This window comes from Pilimelia anulata (assembly GCF_014647895.1).
Taxonomy (GTDB): domain Bacteria; phylum Actinomycetota; class Actinomycetes; order Mycobacteriales; family Micromonosporaceae; genus Pilimelia; species Pilimelia anulata.
The window spans coordinates 44,085-58,280 of sequence record NZ_BMQB01000001.1 but is presented as its reverse complement, the minus strand read 5'-3'; the positions used below and the strand labels follow the sequence as shown (position 1 = coordinate 58,280).

The 14,196-nt window shown below is 76.4% G+C and carries 13 protein-coding genes and 1 pseudogene; 5 read left to right on the top strand and 9 right to left on the bottom strand.

What is annotated here, in order from left to right; genetic code table 11:
- Nucleotides 1-1,032 (bottom strand): permease, encoded by a 1,032-nt coding sequence (locus tag IEY94_RS00270; protein ID WP_189167953.1) that lies wholly within the window; start codon nt 1,030-1,032, stop codon nt 1-3.
- A 240-nt stretch (nt 1,033-1,272) separates the two neighbouring features.
- Between IEY94_RS00270 and IEY94_RS00265 the strand changes: the two genes are divergently transcribed.
- The 4 genes and pseudogenes from IEY94_RS00265 (at nt 1,273) to IEY94_RS00250 (ending at nt 5,739) form a co-directional block, all read left to right on the top strand.
- On the top strand, nt 1,273-1,860 hold the full coding sequence (locus tag IEY94_RS00265) for an ECF transporter S component (protein WP_189167952.1): 588 nt from the start codon (nt 1,273-1,275) through the stop codon (nt 1,858-1,860).
- 8 nt (nt 1,861-1,868) lie between these two features.
- A pseudogene (locus IEY94_RS00260) lies at nt 1,869-3,278 on the top strand (ABC transporter ATP-binding protein); the annotation flags it as partial.
- A 59-nt stretch (nt 3,279-3,337) separates the two neighbouring features.
- Complete coding sequence (locus IEY94_RS00255) at nt 3,338-4,123, top strand: energy-coupling factor transporter transmembrane component T family protein (RefSeq protein ID WP_189167951.1); 786 nt, start codon at nt 3,338-3,340, stop codon at nt 4,121-4,123.
- Nucleotides 4,124-4,596: 473 nt separating this feature from the next.
- Nucleotides 4,597-5,739 carry a cation:proton antiporter gene (locus IEY94_RS00250; RefSeq protein ID WP_189167950.1) on the top strand — a complete coding sequence of 381 codons (1,143 nt, stop codon included), beginning with the start codon at nt 4,597-4,599 and terminating at the stop codon, nt 5,737-5,739.
- A gap of 18 nt (nt 5,740-5,757) precedes the next feature.
- Here the strand turns inward: IEY94_RS00250 and IEY94_RS00245 are convergent, their stop codons facing one another.
- Genes IEY94_RS00245 through era form a run of 3 tightly spaced genes read right to left on the bottom strand, consistent with a single transcriptional unit; the run spans nt 5,758 to nt 8,251 of the window.
- Nucleotides 5,758-6,555, bottom strand: coding sequence for an isoprenyl transferase (locus tag IEY94_RS00245; protein WP_189167949.1), 798 nt, complete (start codon nt 6,553-6,555; stop codon nt 5,758-5,760).
- Nucleotides 6,552-7,340, bottom strand: a complete 789-nt coding sequence (recO, locus tag IEY94_RS00240; protein ID WP_189167948.1) for a DNA repair protein RecO — start codon at nt 7,338-7,340, stop codon at nt 6,552-6,554. The genes IEY94_RS00245 and recO overlap by 4 nt, the downstream gene beginning before the upstream one ends.
- Before the next feature lie 2 nt (nt 7,341-7,342).
- Complete coding sequence (era, locus tag IEY94_RS00235; RefSeq protein ID WP_229783202.1) at nt 7,343-8,251, bottom strand: GTPase Era; 909 nt, start codon at nt 8,249-8,251, stop codon at nt 7,343-7,345.
- Nucleotides 8,252-8,459: 208 nt separating this feature from the next.
- Between era and IEY94_RS00230 the strand changes: the two genes are divergently transcribed.
- Entirely contained in the window at nt 8,460-9,443 is a 984-nt protein-coding gene (locus tag IEY94_RS00230; RefSeq protein ID WP_229783201.1) for a M23 family metallopeptidase, read from the top strand.
- 28 nt (nt 9,444-9,471) lie between these two features.
- Here the strand turns inward: IEY94_RS00230 and IEY94_RS00225 are convergent, their stop codons facing one another.
- From IEY94_RS00225 to IEY94_RS00205, 5 genes are all read right to left on the bottom strand, one after another.
- Entirely contained in the window at nt 9,472-10,743 is a 1,272-nt protein-coding gene (locus IEY94_RS00225) for a hemolysin family protein (RefSeq protein WP_373291200.1), read from the bottom strand.
- Between the two features lie 50 nt (nt 10,744-10,793).
- Nucleotides 10,794-11,258: an rRNA maturation RNase YbeY gene (ybeY, locus tag IEY94_RS00220; protein ID WP_189167946.1), complete on the bottom strand. Its 465-nt coding sequence runs from the start codon at nt 11,256-11,258 to the stop codon at nt 10,794-10,796.
- Between the two features lie 21 nt (nt 11,259-11,279).
- Nucleotides 11,280-12,353 (bottom strand): PhoH family protein, encoded by a 1,074-nt coding sequence (locus tag IEY94_RS00215; RefSeq protein ID WP_189167945.1) that lies wholly within the window; start codon nt 12,351-12,353, stop codon nt 11,280-11,282.
- Between the two features lie 67 nt (nt 12,354-12,420).
- Nucleotides 12,421-13,803, bottom strand: coding sequence for a serine hydrolase domain-containing protein (locus IEY94_RS00210; protein WP_189167944.1), 1,383 nt, complete (start codon nt 13,801-13,803; stop codon nt 12,421-12,423).
- A complete protein-coding gene (locus IEY94_RS00205) occupies nt 13,800-14,150 on the bottom strand; it encodes an HIT domain-containing protein (RefSeq protein ID WP_189167943.1) in 351 nt (116 codons plus the stop codon). Before IEY94_RS00205 ends, IEY94_RS00210 begins: the two co-directional genes overlap by 4 nt.
- Nucleotides 14,151-14,196: the final 46 nt, after the last annotated feature.

Sequence of the window (14,196 nt, the reverse complement as noted above, 5' to 3'; positions counted from 1 at the left end):
CTAGAGGACGATCGCCGCGACGGCGACCGCCACCAGGGTGGCCACGACGAACGTGGTGGGCGCGAACCGGGCGGCGAAGCGCCGCCCGAACACGCCCGACTGCATCGAGATGAGCTTGAGGTCCACCATCGGGCCGACGGTGAGGAAGACGAGCCGCGAGGTCAGCGAGAACTGCGACAGCGAGGCGGCGACGAACGCGTCGGCCTCGGAGCACATCGACAGCAGGACCGCGAGCAGCGCCAGCGCGATCACCGACAGCACCGGGTTGTCGGCGAGGGTGAGCAGCCACTGCTCGGGGACGATCACGTTGATCGTGGCCGCGGCCATCGCGCCGATGACGAGGAAGCCGCCGGCGTGCACGACGTCGTGCCGGACGGCGGTCCAGAAGGCGCGGGCCCTGCTGGCCCCCTCCAGGTCCGGCCGGTACGGCAGCCTGATCCACTCCTGCTTGCCCAGCCGGGTCCACAGCCAGCCCATGATCATGGCGACGACCAGGCCGGCGATGCCGCGGCCGACGGCCATCTCCGGGTTCTTCGGGAACGCCACCACGGTCGCGGTCAGCACGATCGGGTTGATCGCCGGGGCGGCGAGCAGGAACGCCAGCGCGGCGGCCGGGGTCACGCCGCGGCGGATCAGCGAGGCGCCGATCGGGACCGAGCCGCACTCGCAGCCGGGCAGGATGACCCCGGCGGCGCTGGCCACCGGTACGGCCAGCGCGGGGTGCTTGGGCAGGGCTCTCGCCCAGAAGGAGCGGGGCACGTACACGGCGATGACGGCGGACAGCGCCACGCCGAACACCAGGAACGGCATGGCCTGCACCATGACCGACACGAACACCGTGGTCCAGGTGCCCAGCGCGGGGGCGGAGAGCAGCTCGGACAGCGGGTTCTTGAAGATGACCAGCACGATCAGGACGGCGGCCAGGATCTCCACCGAGCCGATCGCGAACCGGGACCGCGGCGGCGGGGGGTGCGCGTGGCCGGGTTCGGCGGGGTGGTCCGGGGGTGGGGCGGTCCGGGGCTGGGAGGTCACAGCGAGATCCTAGGGATTGACGACCGGCAATGGAATAGTGCGGATCGGGGCAGCCCAGGCTAACCCGTGCGGCCGGCCCTGCCCACTCTCCGTTCCGGCCGGTCCACTGATCGTCCGGCCGGCTCCCGCGGCCGGCGGCCCCCGCGGTGTTAGCGTCGCTGCGGACGCGCGCCGGCCGTCCGCCCGCTCCCGGGCGGGTACGCAGCGGAAATATCGGGCGGGCGAGGACGGAGTACCGGGGTGGAGCGGAGCAATCGGCGCTGGCGGACGGTCGACGTCCTGGTCGCCTCGGTGCTGGGCGTGGCGTTCGGCGTCATCTTCTGGGCCTGGAACCTGCTGTGGAACGGGCCGGCCGCCGCGGTGTTCGCCGGGTTCAAGCCGGCCGCCGGGCTGATCTACGGGGTGTGGCTGGTCCCCGCGGTCGTCGGGCCGCTGGTGCTGCGCAAGCCCGGCGCGGCCGTGTACTGCGAGCTGCTCGCCGCGATCGTCTCCGCGCTGCTCGGCTCGCCGTGGGGCCTGGTCACCGTCGTGTACGGGCTGTTCCAGGGCCTCGCCGGGGAGTTCGCGTTCGCGGCCACCGCGTACCGCGCGTGGCGGCTGCCGGTGGCGATCGTCGCCGGGGCGCTGGCCGGGGCGGCCGCGGCGCTGGTCGACCTGGTGCAGTTCTACGCCGCGTGGGGCGGCGCGTGGCAGGTCGCGTACGCGGCCATGGTGGTCGCCAGCGCCGCGGCGGTGGCCGGCGTCGGCGGCTGGTACCTCACCCGGGCGCTGGCCGGCACCGGCGTGCTCGACGCCTTCCCCTCGGGCCGCGCCCGGCCGGCGGTCTGACCCGCCCGGTGGCCGACACGATCGCCGAGCTGGCCGGGTTCGGCTGGCGGTACGGCGGCCGGCGGGCCCGCGCCGTGCACGGCGTCGACCTGCGGATCGCCGCCGGCGAGCGGGTGCTGCTGCTCGGCCCGTCCGGGTCCGGCAAGAGCACCCTGCTGCGGGCGCTGGCCGGGCTGCTGACCGACGAGTCCGGCGACCGCGCGGGCACCGTCCGGGTCACCGGGCGGGCGGGGATCGTGTTCCAGGACCCGCAGACCCAGATCGTGCTCGCCCGCAGCGGCGACGACGTCGCGTTCGGACTCGAGAACATCGGCGCGGTCGACATCTGGCCGCGGGCGCACCGGGCGCTGGCCGACGTCGGCTTCCCGTACGGCCCGGACCGGCCCACCGCCGCGCTGTCCGGCGGCGAACTCCAGCGCCTCGCGCTGGCCGGCACCCTCGCCCTGCGCCCGGACCTGCTGCTGCTCGACGAGCCCACCGCGAACCTCGACCCGGCCGGCGCCGCGCTGGTCCGCGACGTGCTGGCCGGCGCGCTGCCGCCGGCCACCGCGATGGTGCTGGTCGAGCACCGGGTGGCGACCGCGCTGCCGCTCGTCGACCGGGTCGTCGTGCTCGGCGCCGGCGGGGGCGTCGCCGCCGACGGCCCGCCCGGCGCGGTGTTCGCCGCGCACGGCGCCGCGCTGGCCGCCGCGGGCGTGTGGGTGCCCGGCCACCCGCTGCCGACCCGCCGCGCCCGGTCCGCCGCCGGGCCGCCGCTGCTGCGGGCCGAGGGGCTGCGGTACCGGCACCCGGGCGCCGACCGGGACGCCCTCCCGGCGACGGCGCTGGCCGTCCGGGCCGGCGAGGCGCTCGCGGTGACCGGGCCGAACGGCAGCGGCAAGTCCACCCTCGCGCTGCTGCTCGGCGGGCTGCTGCGCCCGACCGGCGGCGCGGTCCGCGCGACCCCCGGGCTGGCCGCCGGGGCCGGGGATGCGCCGTACCGGTGGCGGGCGCCCGCGCTGGCCGCCCGGATCGGCTCGGTGTTCCAGCGCCCCGAGCACCAGTTCCTCACCCGGACCGTCCGCGACGAGCTGGCCCTCGGCCCGCGCGGGCTCGACCTGCCGGCCGCCGAGGTGGACCGCCGGGTCGGCGCGCTGCTGGACCGGCTGCGGCTGGGCGAGCTGGCGGCCGCGAACCCGTACACGCTCTCCGGCGGCCAGGCCCGCCGGCTGGCGGTCGGCACGGTGCTCGCGGCGGCGCCGCGGGTGCTGCTGCTGGACGAGCCGACGTACGGGCAGGACCGGACCACCTGGGCCGAGCTGGTCGACCTGCTCGCCGAGCTGCGCGACGAGGGGCGGGCGGTGGTCGCGATCACCCACGACCCGCCGCTGGTCGCCGCCCTGGCCGACCGCACCGTCCCGCTCCCCGCCGCGGTCCCTGCCGCACCGGAGCAGCCCGGACCGGGCCGCCCCGCCGGCGGCGGTTCGGGGGGTGTGGGGTGATCGGGGCCGTGGTGCCGCCGGTGCGGCTCGGGCGGCGCAACCCGGTGGCCAAGGTCGGCGCGGCGCTGCTGTTCTCGCTGCCGCTGCTGGCCACGCTCGACCCGCTCACCCCCGCGGTGGCGCTGGCGGTGCAGGCGGCCGCCGTACCGCTGTTCGGGCTGCGCTACCGAGACGTCGCCCGGCGGGCGTGGCCGCTGCTGCTCAGCGCGCTCGGCGTCGTGGTCACGCTGGTGCCGTTCGCCGCCGAGCGGACCGGTGCGCACCTGGTCCAGCTCGGCCCCTGGGCGCTGACCACCGGCGTGCTCGCCACCGCCGCCGGGCTCGGGCTGCGGATCATCGCCGTCGCCCTGCCCGGCATCCTCGTCCTCGCCACCACCGACCCGACCGACCTGGCCGACGCGCTGATCCAGAACGTCCGGCTGCCGGCCCGGTTCGCCCTCGGCGCGCTGGCGGCGCTGCGGCTGGTCCCGCTGCTGGGCGCGGAGTGGCGGACGCTGCTGCGCGCCCGCCGCGCCCGCGGCCTGGGCGACCGGACGGTGGGCGAGCGGGCCGGCGCGTTCGCCGGCGCGGGGTTCGCGCTGCTGGTGGGCGCCATCCGGTACGGCGTCCGGCTGGCCGCGGCGATGGACGCCCGGGGACTGTCCAGCGGGGTACGGCGCAGCGTGGCGCGGCCGCAGCGGTTCGGGGCGGCGGACGCGGCGCTGCTGGCGGCGGCCGGGGTGCTGGCGGCGGCGATCCTGGCCCTGACCGCCGCCACGGGGCACCTCCGCCCGACCCTCTGACCCACCCCGCCGCCCGCCCGGCCCGGTCGGTACCGCGCCGCCCGCCGCCCGCCCCGGTCCCGGATCCGGGTCGGGGGCTGCCCGCCGCCGGGCCCCCGGGTCGGCGGGAGCGGGCGGGTCCCGCGTCGGTGTCGGCGGGTCGGCGCCGGTGATCGCCGCCTGCCGTCCGACAATGCGGGCGGCGCGGACGCGGGTACCCGCACGGTCGCCCCGCCCCGCAACCGGGCCGGATCTCGGCCTGGTCACACCCGACGCCCCGGCCCTACCGCGGCCCACCACCGGCCACCTATCCTCAGGACCACAGTGGAGCCGCTGCACGGCCACCGCCCCGCCGCGCGCCACGGCGCCGAACATGAGGTCCGACACCTTGTCGGGCCCGGAAAGGCACCTCAGCCCATGTCCACCGGCGCGGGCGAGGCGGGTGCACGTGGTCGAGTACAGGTGAGCGAGGGCGGGGGACGGAGGGTGCGGGCGTGACGGGTGTCGGGCGCCTCGCCGGGCTGGCCGCGCTCGCCGGGGGCGGCTGGCTGCTGGCCGCGCTGACCGGCGTCGACCCGGCCGCCGACCCGCGGTACCGGGTGGCCGCCGTCGCGCTGCTCGCCGTCGGCCTGTTCGGCAGCACGTACGGCATCGACCGGGCCGACGTGCGCGGGCACTGGCGGCTGGTCCTGGCCGCCGTCACCGTGGGCGTGGGCCTCAAGGCCGCGCTGATCGCCGGGGTCGTGGTGGCCGCGTCCGGGCAGCCGGCGTACGCGCTGCTCGCCATGGCCGTCGCCCAGATCGACCCGCTGTCGGTGGCCGCGCTGGCCCGGCCGGGCCGGATGTCGCCGCGGGCCCGGTCGATCCTCGCCGCGTGGGCGTCGTTCGACGACCCGGTGACGACCGTGCTGACCGCGTACGGCGTCGTCCTGCTGCTGCCGGACGGCCCCGCGCCGAGCCCGGCCGGGCTGGCCGGCGGGCTGCTCGGCGACGCGGCGCTCGCCGCGGCCGGCTGGGTGCTGTGGCGGGCCGGGTGGTGGCTGCGCGGTCGGGTCCGGGCGGGGCTGGCGCCGGGCGGGCTGCGGCGGGGGCTGCTGCGGGCCGGGCGGGTGCTCGCGCTGCTGCTGCTCGTCGGGCTGGTCGCGGTCGGCGTGGCGTACGGGCTGATGCTCGGGGTGGCGGCGCTGGGCTTCCTGGTCCGGCCCCGGTTCCGGTACGGCGACGCGGTGCTGGCCCGGGCGACGCCGGTGGCGTTCGCGCTGGCGACGTTCGCGCTGGGGACGCTGCTGGCCGGCGGCTTCGACCCGGTGCTCGGGGTGCTGCTCGGGGTGGCGGCGTTCGCGGCGCAGGTACCGGTGGCGCTGCTGCTCGCCCGCGGCCTGCCCGCCGCCGACCGGTGGCACCTGGCGCTGGGCCAGCAGAACGGCATCACCGCGGTGATCCTGGCGCTGCTGCTGGAGCCGCACCTGCCGGGCGCCGCCGGGGCGATCGGGGTGGCGGTGCTGACGGTCGCGGTCCTGCACGCGGCCGCCAACCACCCGCGCTGGTGGCCGACCCCCGACCCCGAACCGCCCGCACCCGCGGCGCGGCCCGGTCCCGACGGCGTGCCCACCCGCGCCGAGCGCGCGCCGGGCTGACCCGGAACGCGGCCGGGCTCAGTCGGTCGGCGCCACCGGGTTGGGGATCGCGCCGCCGAACCGCCGGTCCCGCTGGGCGTAGAGCTGGCAGGCGTACCACAGGTGCCGGCGGTCGAAGTCCGGCCACAGCGTGTCCAGGTAGACCAGCTCCGCGTACGCCGACTGCCACATCAGGAAGTTCGACGTGCGCTGCTCGCCGGAGGGCCGCAGCAGCATGTCCACGGCCGGGACCTCGGGGTGGTACAGGTACCGGGCGAACAGCTTCTCGTTCACCCGCCCCGGGTCCAGCCGGCCGGCGGCCACGTCCCGGGCGATCGCCGCCGCGGCGTCGGCGACCTCGGCCTGCCCGCCGTAGTTCACGCAGAACTGCAGCGTCAGCGTGGCGTTCCGCGCGGACATCTCCTCGGCCCGGTCCAGTTCGCTGATCACGCTCTTCCACAGCCGCCCGCGCCGCCCCGACCAGACCACCCGGACGCCCAGGTCGACGAGCTGGTCCCGGCGGCGCCGGATCACCTCCCGGTTGAAGCCCATCAGGAAGCGCACCTCCTCGGGCGACCGCTTCCAGTTCTCGGTGGAGAACGCGTACGCCGACAGGTACGGCACCCCCAGCTCGATCGCGCCCTCGATGGTGTCGAACAGCGAGGACTCGCCGCGCCGGTGCCCCTCGGTGCGCGGCAGCCCGCGCTCGCGCGCCCACCGGCCGTTGCCGTCCATGACGATCGCCACGTGCTTCGGCAGGCTGGCCGGCGGCAGCTCCGGCGGGCGGGCGCCGGTGCGGTGCGGCGACGGCCGGAGCGGGGCGGGGCGGCGGATCATGGGGGTCCTCCGGGTCCGGGGGTCGAGGGCGTGCCGCGGTCGACCAGCGGCAGCGAGCGCATGGCCCGTTCGAGGTGCCACTGCAGCAGGGCCGCAACGAGGCCGCTGCACTCGCGCCGCGGCGCCGCGGCGGCCACGTCGGCGTGCCGCCAGTCGCCGCCGGCCAGCGCGGTCATCAGCGCGATCGTCGCCGGGTGCGGGTGGGTGGCGCCGGGCTGGCGGCAGGCCGTGCAGACGCTGCCCCCGGACGGTACGGCGAACGCCCGGTGCGGCCCGGCCTCCCCGCACAGCGCGCACTCGGCGAGCGCCGGGGCCCAGCCGGCGTGGGCCATGGCGCGCAGCAGGTACGCGTCGAGCACCAGCGAGCTGTCGTGCGCCCGCCCGGCCAGGGCGCGCAGCGCGCCGAGGGTCAGCGCGAACAGCGGCGCGGCGGGCTCCTGCTCGATCGGGGTGAGCCGCTCGGCGGTCTCGGCGATGGCGGACGCGGCGGTGTAGTGCGGGTAGTCGTCGGCCAGGGCGCGGCCGTACAGGTCGATGCCCTCGACCTGGCTGACCGTGTGCAGGCCGGGGGTGCCGGGGTCGCCGGCGAGCTGCACGTCGACGTGGCCGAACGGCTCCAGCCGGCCGCCGAACCGGGACGTGGTCCGGCGCACCCCGCGGGCGACGGCCCGGATCCGGCCGTGCTGCCGGGACAGCAGGGTGACGATCCGGTCGGACTCGCCGAGCTTCTGGCCGCGCAGGACGACCGCGTCGTCGCGGTACAGCCTGCGGCGGAACCCGGGCACGGTCAGAACCCGAGCTTGCGAAGCTGCTTCGGGTCGCGCTGCCAGTCCTTCGCCACCCGGACGTGCAGGTCCAGGTGGACCCGGCCGCCGAGCAGCTCCTCGATCCGGCCGCGGGCGGCGGTGCCGACCTCCTTGAGCCGGGCGCCGCGGTGGCCGATGACGATGCCCTTCTGGCTGGTCCGCTCGACGTACAGGTCGGCGTAGATCTTGGTGATCCGGTCGCCGGGGAGGATCTCCTCGACGACGACGGCGATCGAGTGCGGCAGCTCGTCCCGGACACCCTCCAGCGCCGCCTCGCGGATCAGCTCGGCGATGAGGACGTGCTCGGGCTCCTCGGTGAGCATGTCGTCGGGGTACAGCCGCGGCGACTCCGGCAGGTACCCGGTCATGACCTCGACCAGCGTGCTGACCTGGTGCCCGGCGACGGCGCTGACCGGGACGATCGCGGCGAAGTCGGCCAGCTCGCCGACGGCGAGGAGCTGCTTGGCCAGCGCCTCCCTGCCGACGAGGTCGGTCTTGGTGACGACGGCGAGCACGGTGGCCTTGAGCGCGGCCAGCTCGCCGGTGATGAACCGGTCGCCGCGCCCGACCGGCTCGTCGGCGGGGATGCACAGGCCGATCACGTCGACCTCGCTCCAGGTGGCCCGGACCAGGTCGTTGAGCCGCTCGCCGAGCAGCGTCCGGGGCCGGTGCAGGCCGGGGGTGTCGACGAGGACGAGCTGGGCGTCCGGTTGGTGCAGGACACCGCGGATGACGTGCCGGGTGGTCTGCGGCTTGGTCGAGGTGATCGCGATCTTCTGGCCGACGATCGCGTTGGTCAGGGTCGACTTGCCCGCGTTCGGCCTGCCGACGAAGCATGCGAACCCCGCCCGGTGAGCCACGTCCGTCGCTTCGTGCTGCCGCTTGCTCAACCGTGCCCCTCGCGCCGTCGGCCGTTCCTGCCCGACCAGCTTACGGCGCCCCGGCGAGCGCGCCGGCGGCGCCCGCTGCGCGCGGGGCCGCCGGCCGCCGCGGCCGATCCATAACACGGACTTCATAACGAGCCTTGACAGGCCATTCGGGCAGGCGAACACTCTGCCCCGAGCATTGACTTCTATCAATTTCATGAAGGGACCGGGTATGGCAACCCACCCCCATGCTCGACCGACCACCGCCCTCCTCTGCCTGGCCGCGTGCCTCGGCGCGGTGCTGGCCGGCGCGCCGGCCAGCGCGGGCGCGGCCGACCTCGACCGCGAGGTCGCCGCCGCCCTGATCGACCGGCACGGCGCCGCCGCCCGCGCGGCGTACGGCACCACCGACCTGGCGACGCTCGTCGAGCCCAAGCGCGGCGCCGGCGACTGGGTCTTCGGCGGCGCGGTCCTGCGCGTCCCGGACGGCGTCGAGGGCTCCCCGCTGACGTCGCTGTTCCTCGCCCGGCGGCAGGGCGCCGACTGGACCGTGGCGCTGGAGGGCACCGACACGTTCCGCGCGGCCGCCCGGACCGCGCCGGTGCTCGCCGACGCCGAGCGCGCCCTGCTCGGCCGGGCCGCCGCCACCCCGGCGACCGGCCCCGGTACCGCCGCGCCCGACCCGACCGGCCTCGGCCTGCCGTGGAAGCAGGGCGCGGGCTGGGGCCACTGGGGCGTGCACGGCAACTCCGGCAACTCGCAGCCGTTCAACTCGATCGACTTCTACGGCGGCGACGGCCGGGTGCTCGCCTCGAAGGCCGGGGTCATGTACCGGTTCTGCACCAGCGGCGGGACGTGGCCGTTCATCAAGGTGGTGCACGAGAACGGCTACACCACCGGCTACTACCACCTGGAGAACACCACCGAGAAGACCGACGGCGCGGCCGTGGCCGAGGGCGAGTACATCGGCATGATCGCCGAGCAGCTCCCCTGCGGCGGCCGGGCCAACGGCGACCACGTGCACTGGACGCTGTGGCAGGGCGACAAGGCCGTCAGCGTGGTCGGCAAGACCATCGGCGGCTGGACCTGGAACGCCGGCAACGCCGCCTACGAGGGGTACGCCGAGCGGGAGGGCCAGAAGATCTACCGCAACAAGTGCTGCCCGATCGTCAACCACGGGCCCGGCACCGGGGGCCCGCCCGCGACCGGGCGCTGAGCGCCGCCCCCGGCGGCGCCGGCGCCCGCTACGGGTGGGCCGGCGCCGCCGGGGCGGCGGCGGTCTCGGGGATGCGGCGGGCCAGGACGGTGTCGATCCGGTTGCGCCGGCCCGCGGTCCCCTCGGCGATCAGCCGCAGGCCGTCGATATCGACGGTCGCGCCGGGGATCGGCACCCGGCCGAGCTGCTGGGCGAGCAGCCCGCCGACCGTCTCCACCTCGTCGGCGGGCAGCTCGACGTCGAACAGCTCGCCGAGGTCCTCGATCGGCAGCCGGGCGGTGACCCGGACGGCGCCGTCCGGCAGCTTCTCCACCGGCGGGCGCTCGACGTCGTACTCGTCGGTGATCTCGCCGACGATCTCCTCCAGGATGTCCTCGATCGTGACCAGGCCGGCGGTGCCGCCGTACTCGTCGATGACGATCACCAGGTGGGTGCGGGCGGCCTGCATCTCGGACAGCAGGTCGTCCACCGGCTTGGACTCCGGCGTGAACGACGCCTCGCGCATCAGCTCGCGGGCCGGCGTCGCGCCGGCGGTGCCGCCGTTGGCCCGCCGGACCACGTCCTTGAGGTACAGCAGCCCGAGCACGTCGTCGACGCCGTCGCCGACCACCGGGATGCGGGAGAAGCCCGAGCGCAGGAACAGCGTCAGCGCCTGCTCCAGCGACTTGTGCGACTCGATCCACACCATCTCGGTCCGCGGGACCATCACCTCGCGGGCGATCGTCTCGCCGAGCGCGAACACCGAGTGGATCATCTGCCGCTCGCCGTGCTCGACCACGCCCCGCTCCTCCGCGAGGTCGACCAGCTCGCGCAGCTCGACCTGGCTGGCGAACGGGCCCTCGCGGAAGCCCCGGCCCGGGGTGACCGCGTTGCCGATGACGATGAGCAGCGAGGCCAGCGGGTTCAGCACCCGGCCGAGCCAGCGGACCACCGGGGCGACGGCCTGCCCGACCGCGTACGCGTGCTGCCGGCCCAGCGTGCGCGGCCCGACGCCGACCACGACGAAGCTGACCACGGTCATCGCGCCGGCGGTGATCAGCGCGGCCTGCCAGCCGGCGCCGAAGCTGTCCACCGCGACGAGCGCGACCAGCGTGGTCGCGGTCAGCTCGCAGAGCAGCCGGAGCAGCAGCAGCAGGTTCAGGTGCCGGGCGCGGTCCGCGGCCACCGCCTGCAGGGCCCGCGCGCCGCGGACGCCGCCGCGGCCCAGCTCGGCCGCCCGGGCCTCGGACACCGCGGCCAGCGCGGCCTCGGACATCGCGAACAGCCCGGCCAGCACGACCAGGCCGGCGGCCGAGAGCAGGAGCTACGCGTCCGGGAGTTCGACCGCGCCGGGGGTGGGCGCCAGGGCGTTCACCGGGCGGCGCTCCGCCAGCTCTCCAGCAGGCGGGCCTGGAGGCCGAACATCTCCTTCTCCTCCTCCGGCTCGGCGTGGTCGTAGCCGAGCAGGTGGAGGCAGCCGTGGACGGTGAGCAGGTGCAGCTCGTCGGCGGTCGCGTGGCCGGCGGTGGTCGCCTGCTTCGCGGCCACCTCCGGGCTCAGCACGATGTCGCCGAGCAGCGCCGGCTCGCCGCCGGTGGGCTCGCCGGGGCCGTGGTCGACGTTGCCCTCGTCCATCGGGAACGCGAGCACGTCGGTGGGGCCCTCGCCGCCCATCCAGCGGTGGTTCAGCTCCGCCATGTACGTGGCGTCGACCAGCAGGATGGACAGCTCGGCGAGCGGGTTGACGCCCATCTGCTCCAGCGCGTGCCGGGCGACGGCGAGGATGGATTCGGTGTCGACGGCGACGCCGGACTCGTTGGCGATCTCGATGGACACGGTACGGGTGTTCCTCCTGCCCTACCGCCGCCGCTGGCCGCGGGCCACCGCGCGCGGACCGGGCCGGGCGGGCGGCTCCTCGTCCTGCGCGGCGTCCCAGCGGGCGTACGCGTCGACGATGTCGCTGACGAGCCGGTGGCGGACCACGTCCCCGCTCGTCAGCCTGGAAAAGTGCACGTCCTCGACGTCGTCCAGGATCTCCTGGACGACCCGCAGGCCGCTGCGGGTGCCACCGGGCAGGTCCACCTGGGTGATGTCGCCGGTGACGACGATCCGGGAGCCGAAGCCCAGCCGGGTCAGGAACATCCGCATCTGCTCCGGCGTGGTGTTCTGCGCCTCGTCCAGGATGATGAACGCGTCGTTGAGCGTACGCCCCCGCATGTACGCCAGCGGCGCCACCTCGATGGTGCCGGCGGCCATCAGCCGCGGGATCGACTCCGGGTCGATCATGTCGTGCAGGGCGTCGTACAGCGGGCGCAGGTACGGGTCGATCTTCTCGTACAGCGTGCCGGGCAGGAAGCCCAGCCGCTCCCCCGCCTCGACGGCCGGGCGGGTGAGGATGATCCGGTTCACCTGCTTGGCCTGCAGCGCCTGGACCGCCTTGGCCATCGCCAGGTACGTCTTGCCGGTGCCGGCCGGGCCGATCCCGAAGATCACGGTGTGCTTGTCGATCGCGTCGACGTACTGCTTCTGCCCGAACGTCTTGGGGCGGATGGTGCGCCCGCGCCGGGAGAGGATGTTGAGGGTGAGCACCTCGGCCGGGCGCTCGGGGGTGCCGGCGGCGAGCATGTCCACCGTCCGCCGGACCGCGTCCGGGGTGAGCGTCTCGCCCCGGGTGAGCAGCTCCAGCAGCTCGCTGAACACCTGCTCGGCCAGCGCGTTGTCGGCCGGCGAGCCGGTGATGGTGATCTTGTTGCCGCGGACGTGGACGTCGCTGGTCACCGCGTCCTCGATCAGCCGCAGGTGCGCGTCCCCGGTACCCAGCAGCCCGACCATGACGTGCGGGTCGGGGACGGTGATCGTCGTGGTCACCCGCGGTGCGCCCGGGGCGGGCCGGCGGGCGCCCTCGCCGCGGGCCGATGTGTCGCCACTCATAGTGCGGTCATCGTATCCGGCCCCGTCCGGGGCCGCCGGCCGCCGTCGATCCCGCCGCCCGGGCCCGTCACGCGTGCGACGGGGGCTGGCCGTCGAAGGTCTGCTGGGACCGGCTGAACCGGTACCCCGCCCAGGTCAGGCCGGTCACCGTGCCGTCGCCGGCGCGGGCCAGCGTGAGCAGCTCGCCCAGCTCCCGCCCGGCGACCACGCGCAGCGTGTCGGCGGCCCCGTCCACCGGGCCGAACACCGCCGGCGGGGTGTCCGCGGCGGCCGTCGCCGCGCGCGCCTCCAGGTGGCCGGCGCGCCAGTGGAAGTCGAACCCGTGCCCCTCGCCCCACCAGCGGCCGAGCGCCGACCGGTACGCCGGCGGCACCGGCTGGCCGGGCCGCCAGGGGGCGGCGTCGGCCGGGTCCAGCTCGACCGACGCGGTCAGCAGGTCGTGCACCAGGTCCAGCGCCGGCAGCGCGGTCCCGGACGAGGCCAGCACCGCGGCGCCCAGGCCGGGCGGGGTGTCGCCGCCGTACCGGCCGAACGAGCCGGCCATGAACCCCGGCATCGCCCCGTAGTGGCCGATGTCGGCGACCCGGCCGGGCCGCGGGGCGACCATCAGGCCCAGGCCCATGGCCAGCCGCCAGTCGCCCTCGTCCACCACCGCGCGCGGGGTGCGCATCTCGGCCAGCGTCGTGGCGGCCAGCACCTTGCCCTCGGGGTCCACCGTCGCCGGGTCGGCGAGGAATGCCGCCCAGCGGGCCAGGTCCCCGGCCGTCGACCAGAGCTGACAGGCCGGGCCGACCGCGCGGAAGTCCGCGGCCGGCTCGGGGCGGGCGTGGTCGGAGTACGCGTCCACCAGGTACCCGGTCGCCGCCCCCGGCCGGGGCAGCACCGTGGTCGAGCCCAGGCCGAGCGGGGTGAGCAGCCGCTCGACCAGGACGTCCGCCCAGGTCGCCCCGCGCAGCCGGCCGACAACCTGGCCGAGCACGGCCAGGCCCAGGTTGGAGTAGTGGTACCGGCGCTGCGGCGGCAGCACCCGCTCGGCCGCGGCGAGCCGCTCCAGCAGCTCGGGCACGCCGGGGCCGCCGGCCGCGCCGTACCAGATGTCGCCGGCCGGCTCGCGCTGCAGGCCGGAGGTGTGCGCCAGGAGCTGCCGGGCCGTCACCGACCCGTGCGCCGGCACCGGCAGGTGGGCCGAGATCGGGTCGTCCAGGTCGAGCAGGCCCTCGTCCCGGCACTGCAGGACCAGGACGGCGGTGAACGCCTTGGTCACCGAGCCGATCCGGAACTGGGTGCCCTCGTCCAGCGGCGCGTCGGTGCCGCCGATCTCGGCCGTCCACAGCGGGCGGTCCGCCCGGTGCACGGCCACGGCCAGCGCGGGTACCCGGGCGGTGCGCTGGACCCGGGCGGCGAGGCGGCGCAGCTCGCGGCGGGCGGCCTCCGGCACGGCGGCGGTCATCGGGCGAGCATGGGGCCGAGCGGGGCGCCGCCGACGACGTGCGCGTGCACGTGCGGGACCTCCTGGCCGCCGTGGGCGCCGGTGTTGAAGATGAGCCGGAAGCCGCCGTCGCGCAGGCCCTCGTCCGCGGCGACCGCGGCCGCGGTGGCCAGCACCTCGCCGGCCAGCGCCGGGTCGGCCAGGGCCAGCGCGGCGACGTCGGCGTGGTGCGCCCGCGGGATCACGAGGACGTGGCTGGGCGCCTTCGGGTCGATGTCCCGGAACGCGAGGGTCGTCCCCGTCTCGCGCACCACCTTCGCCGGGATCTCGCCGGCCGCGATGCGGCAGAACAGGCAGTCACTACTCATCGCAGGCGTCCCATCGCGTCGATTCGCCGGGCCCGCCGGGGCACCG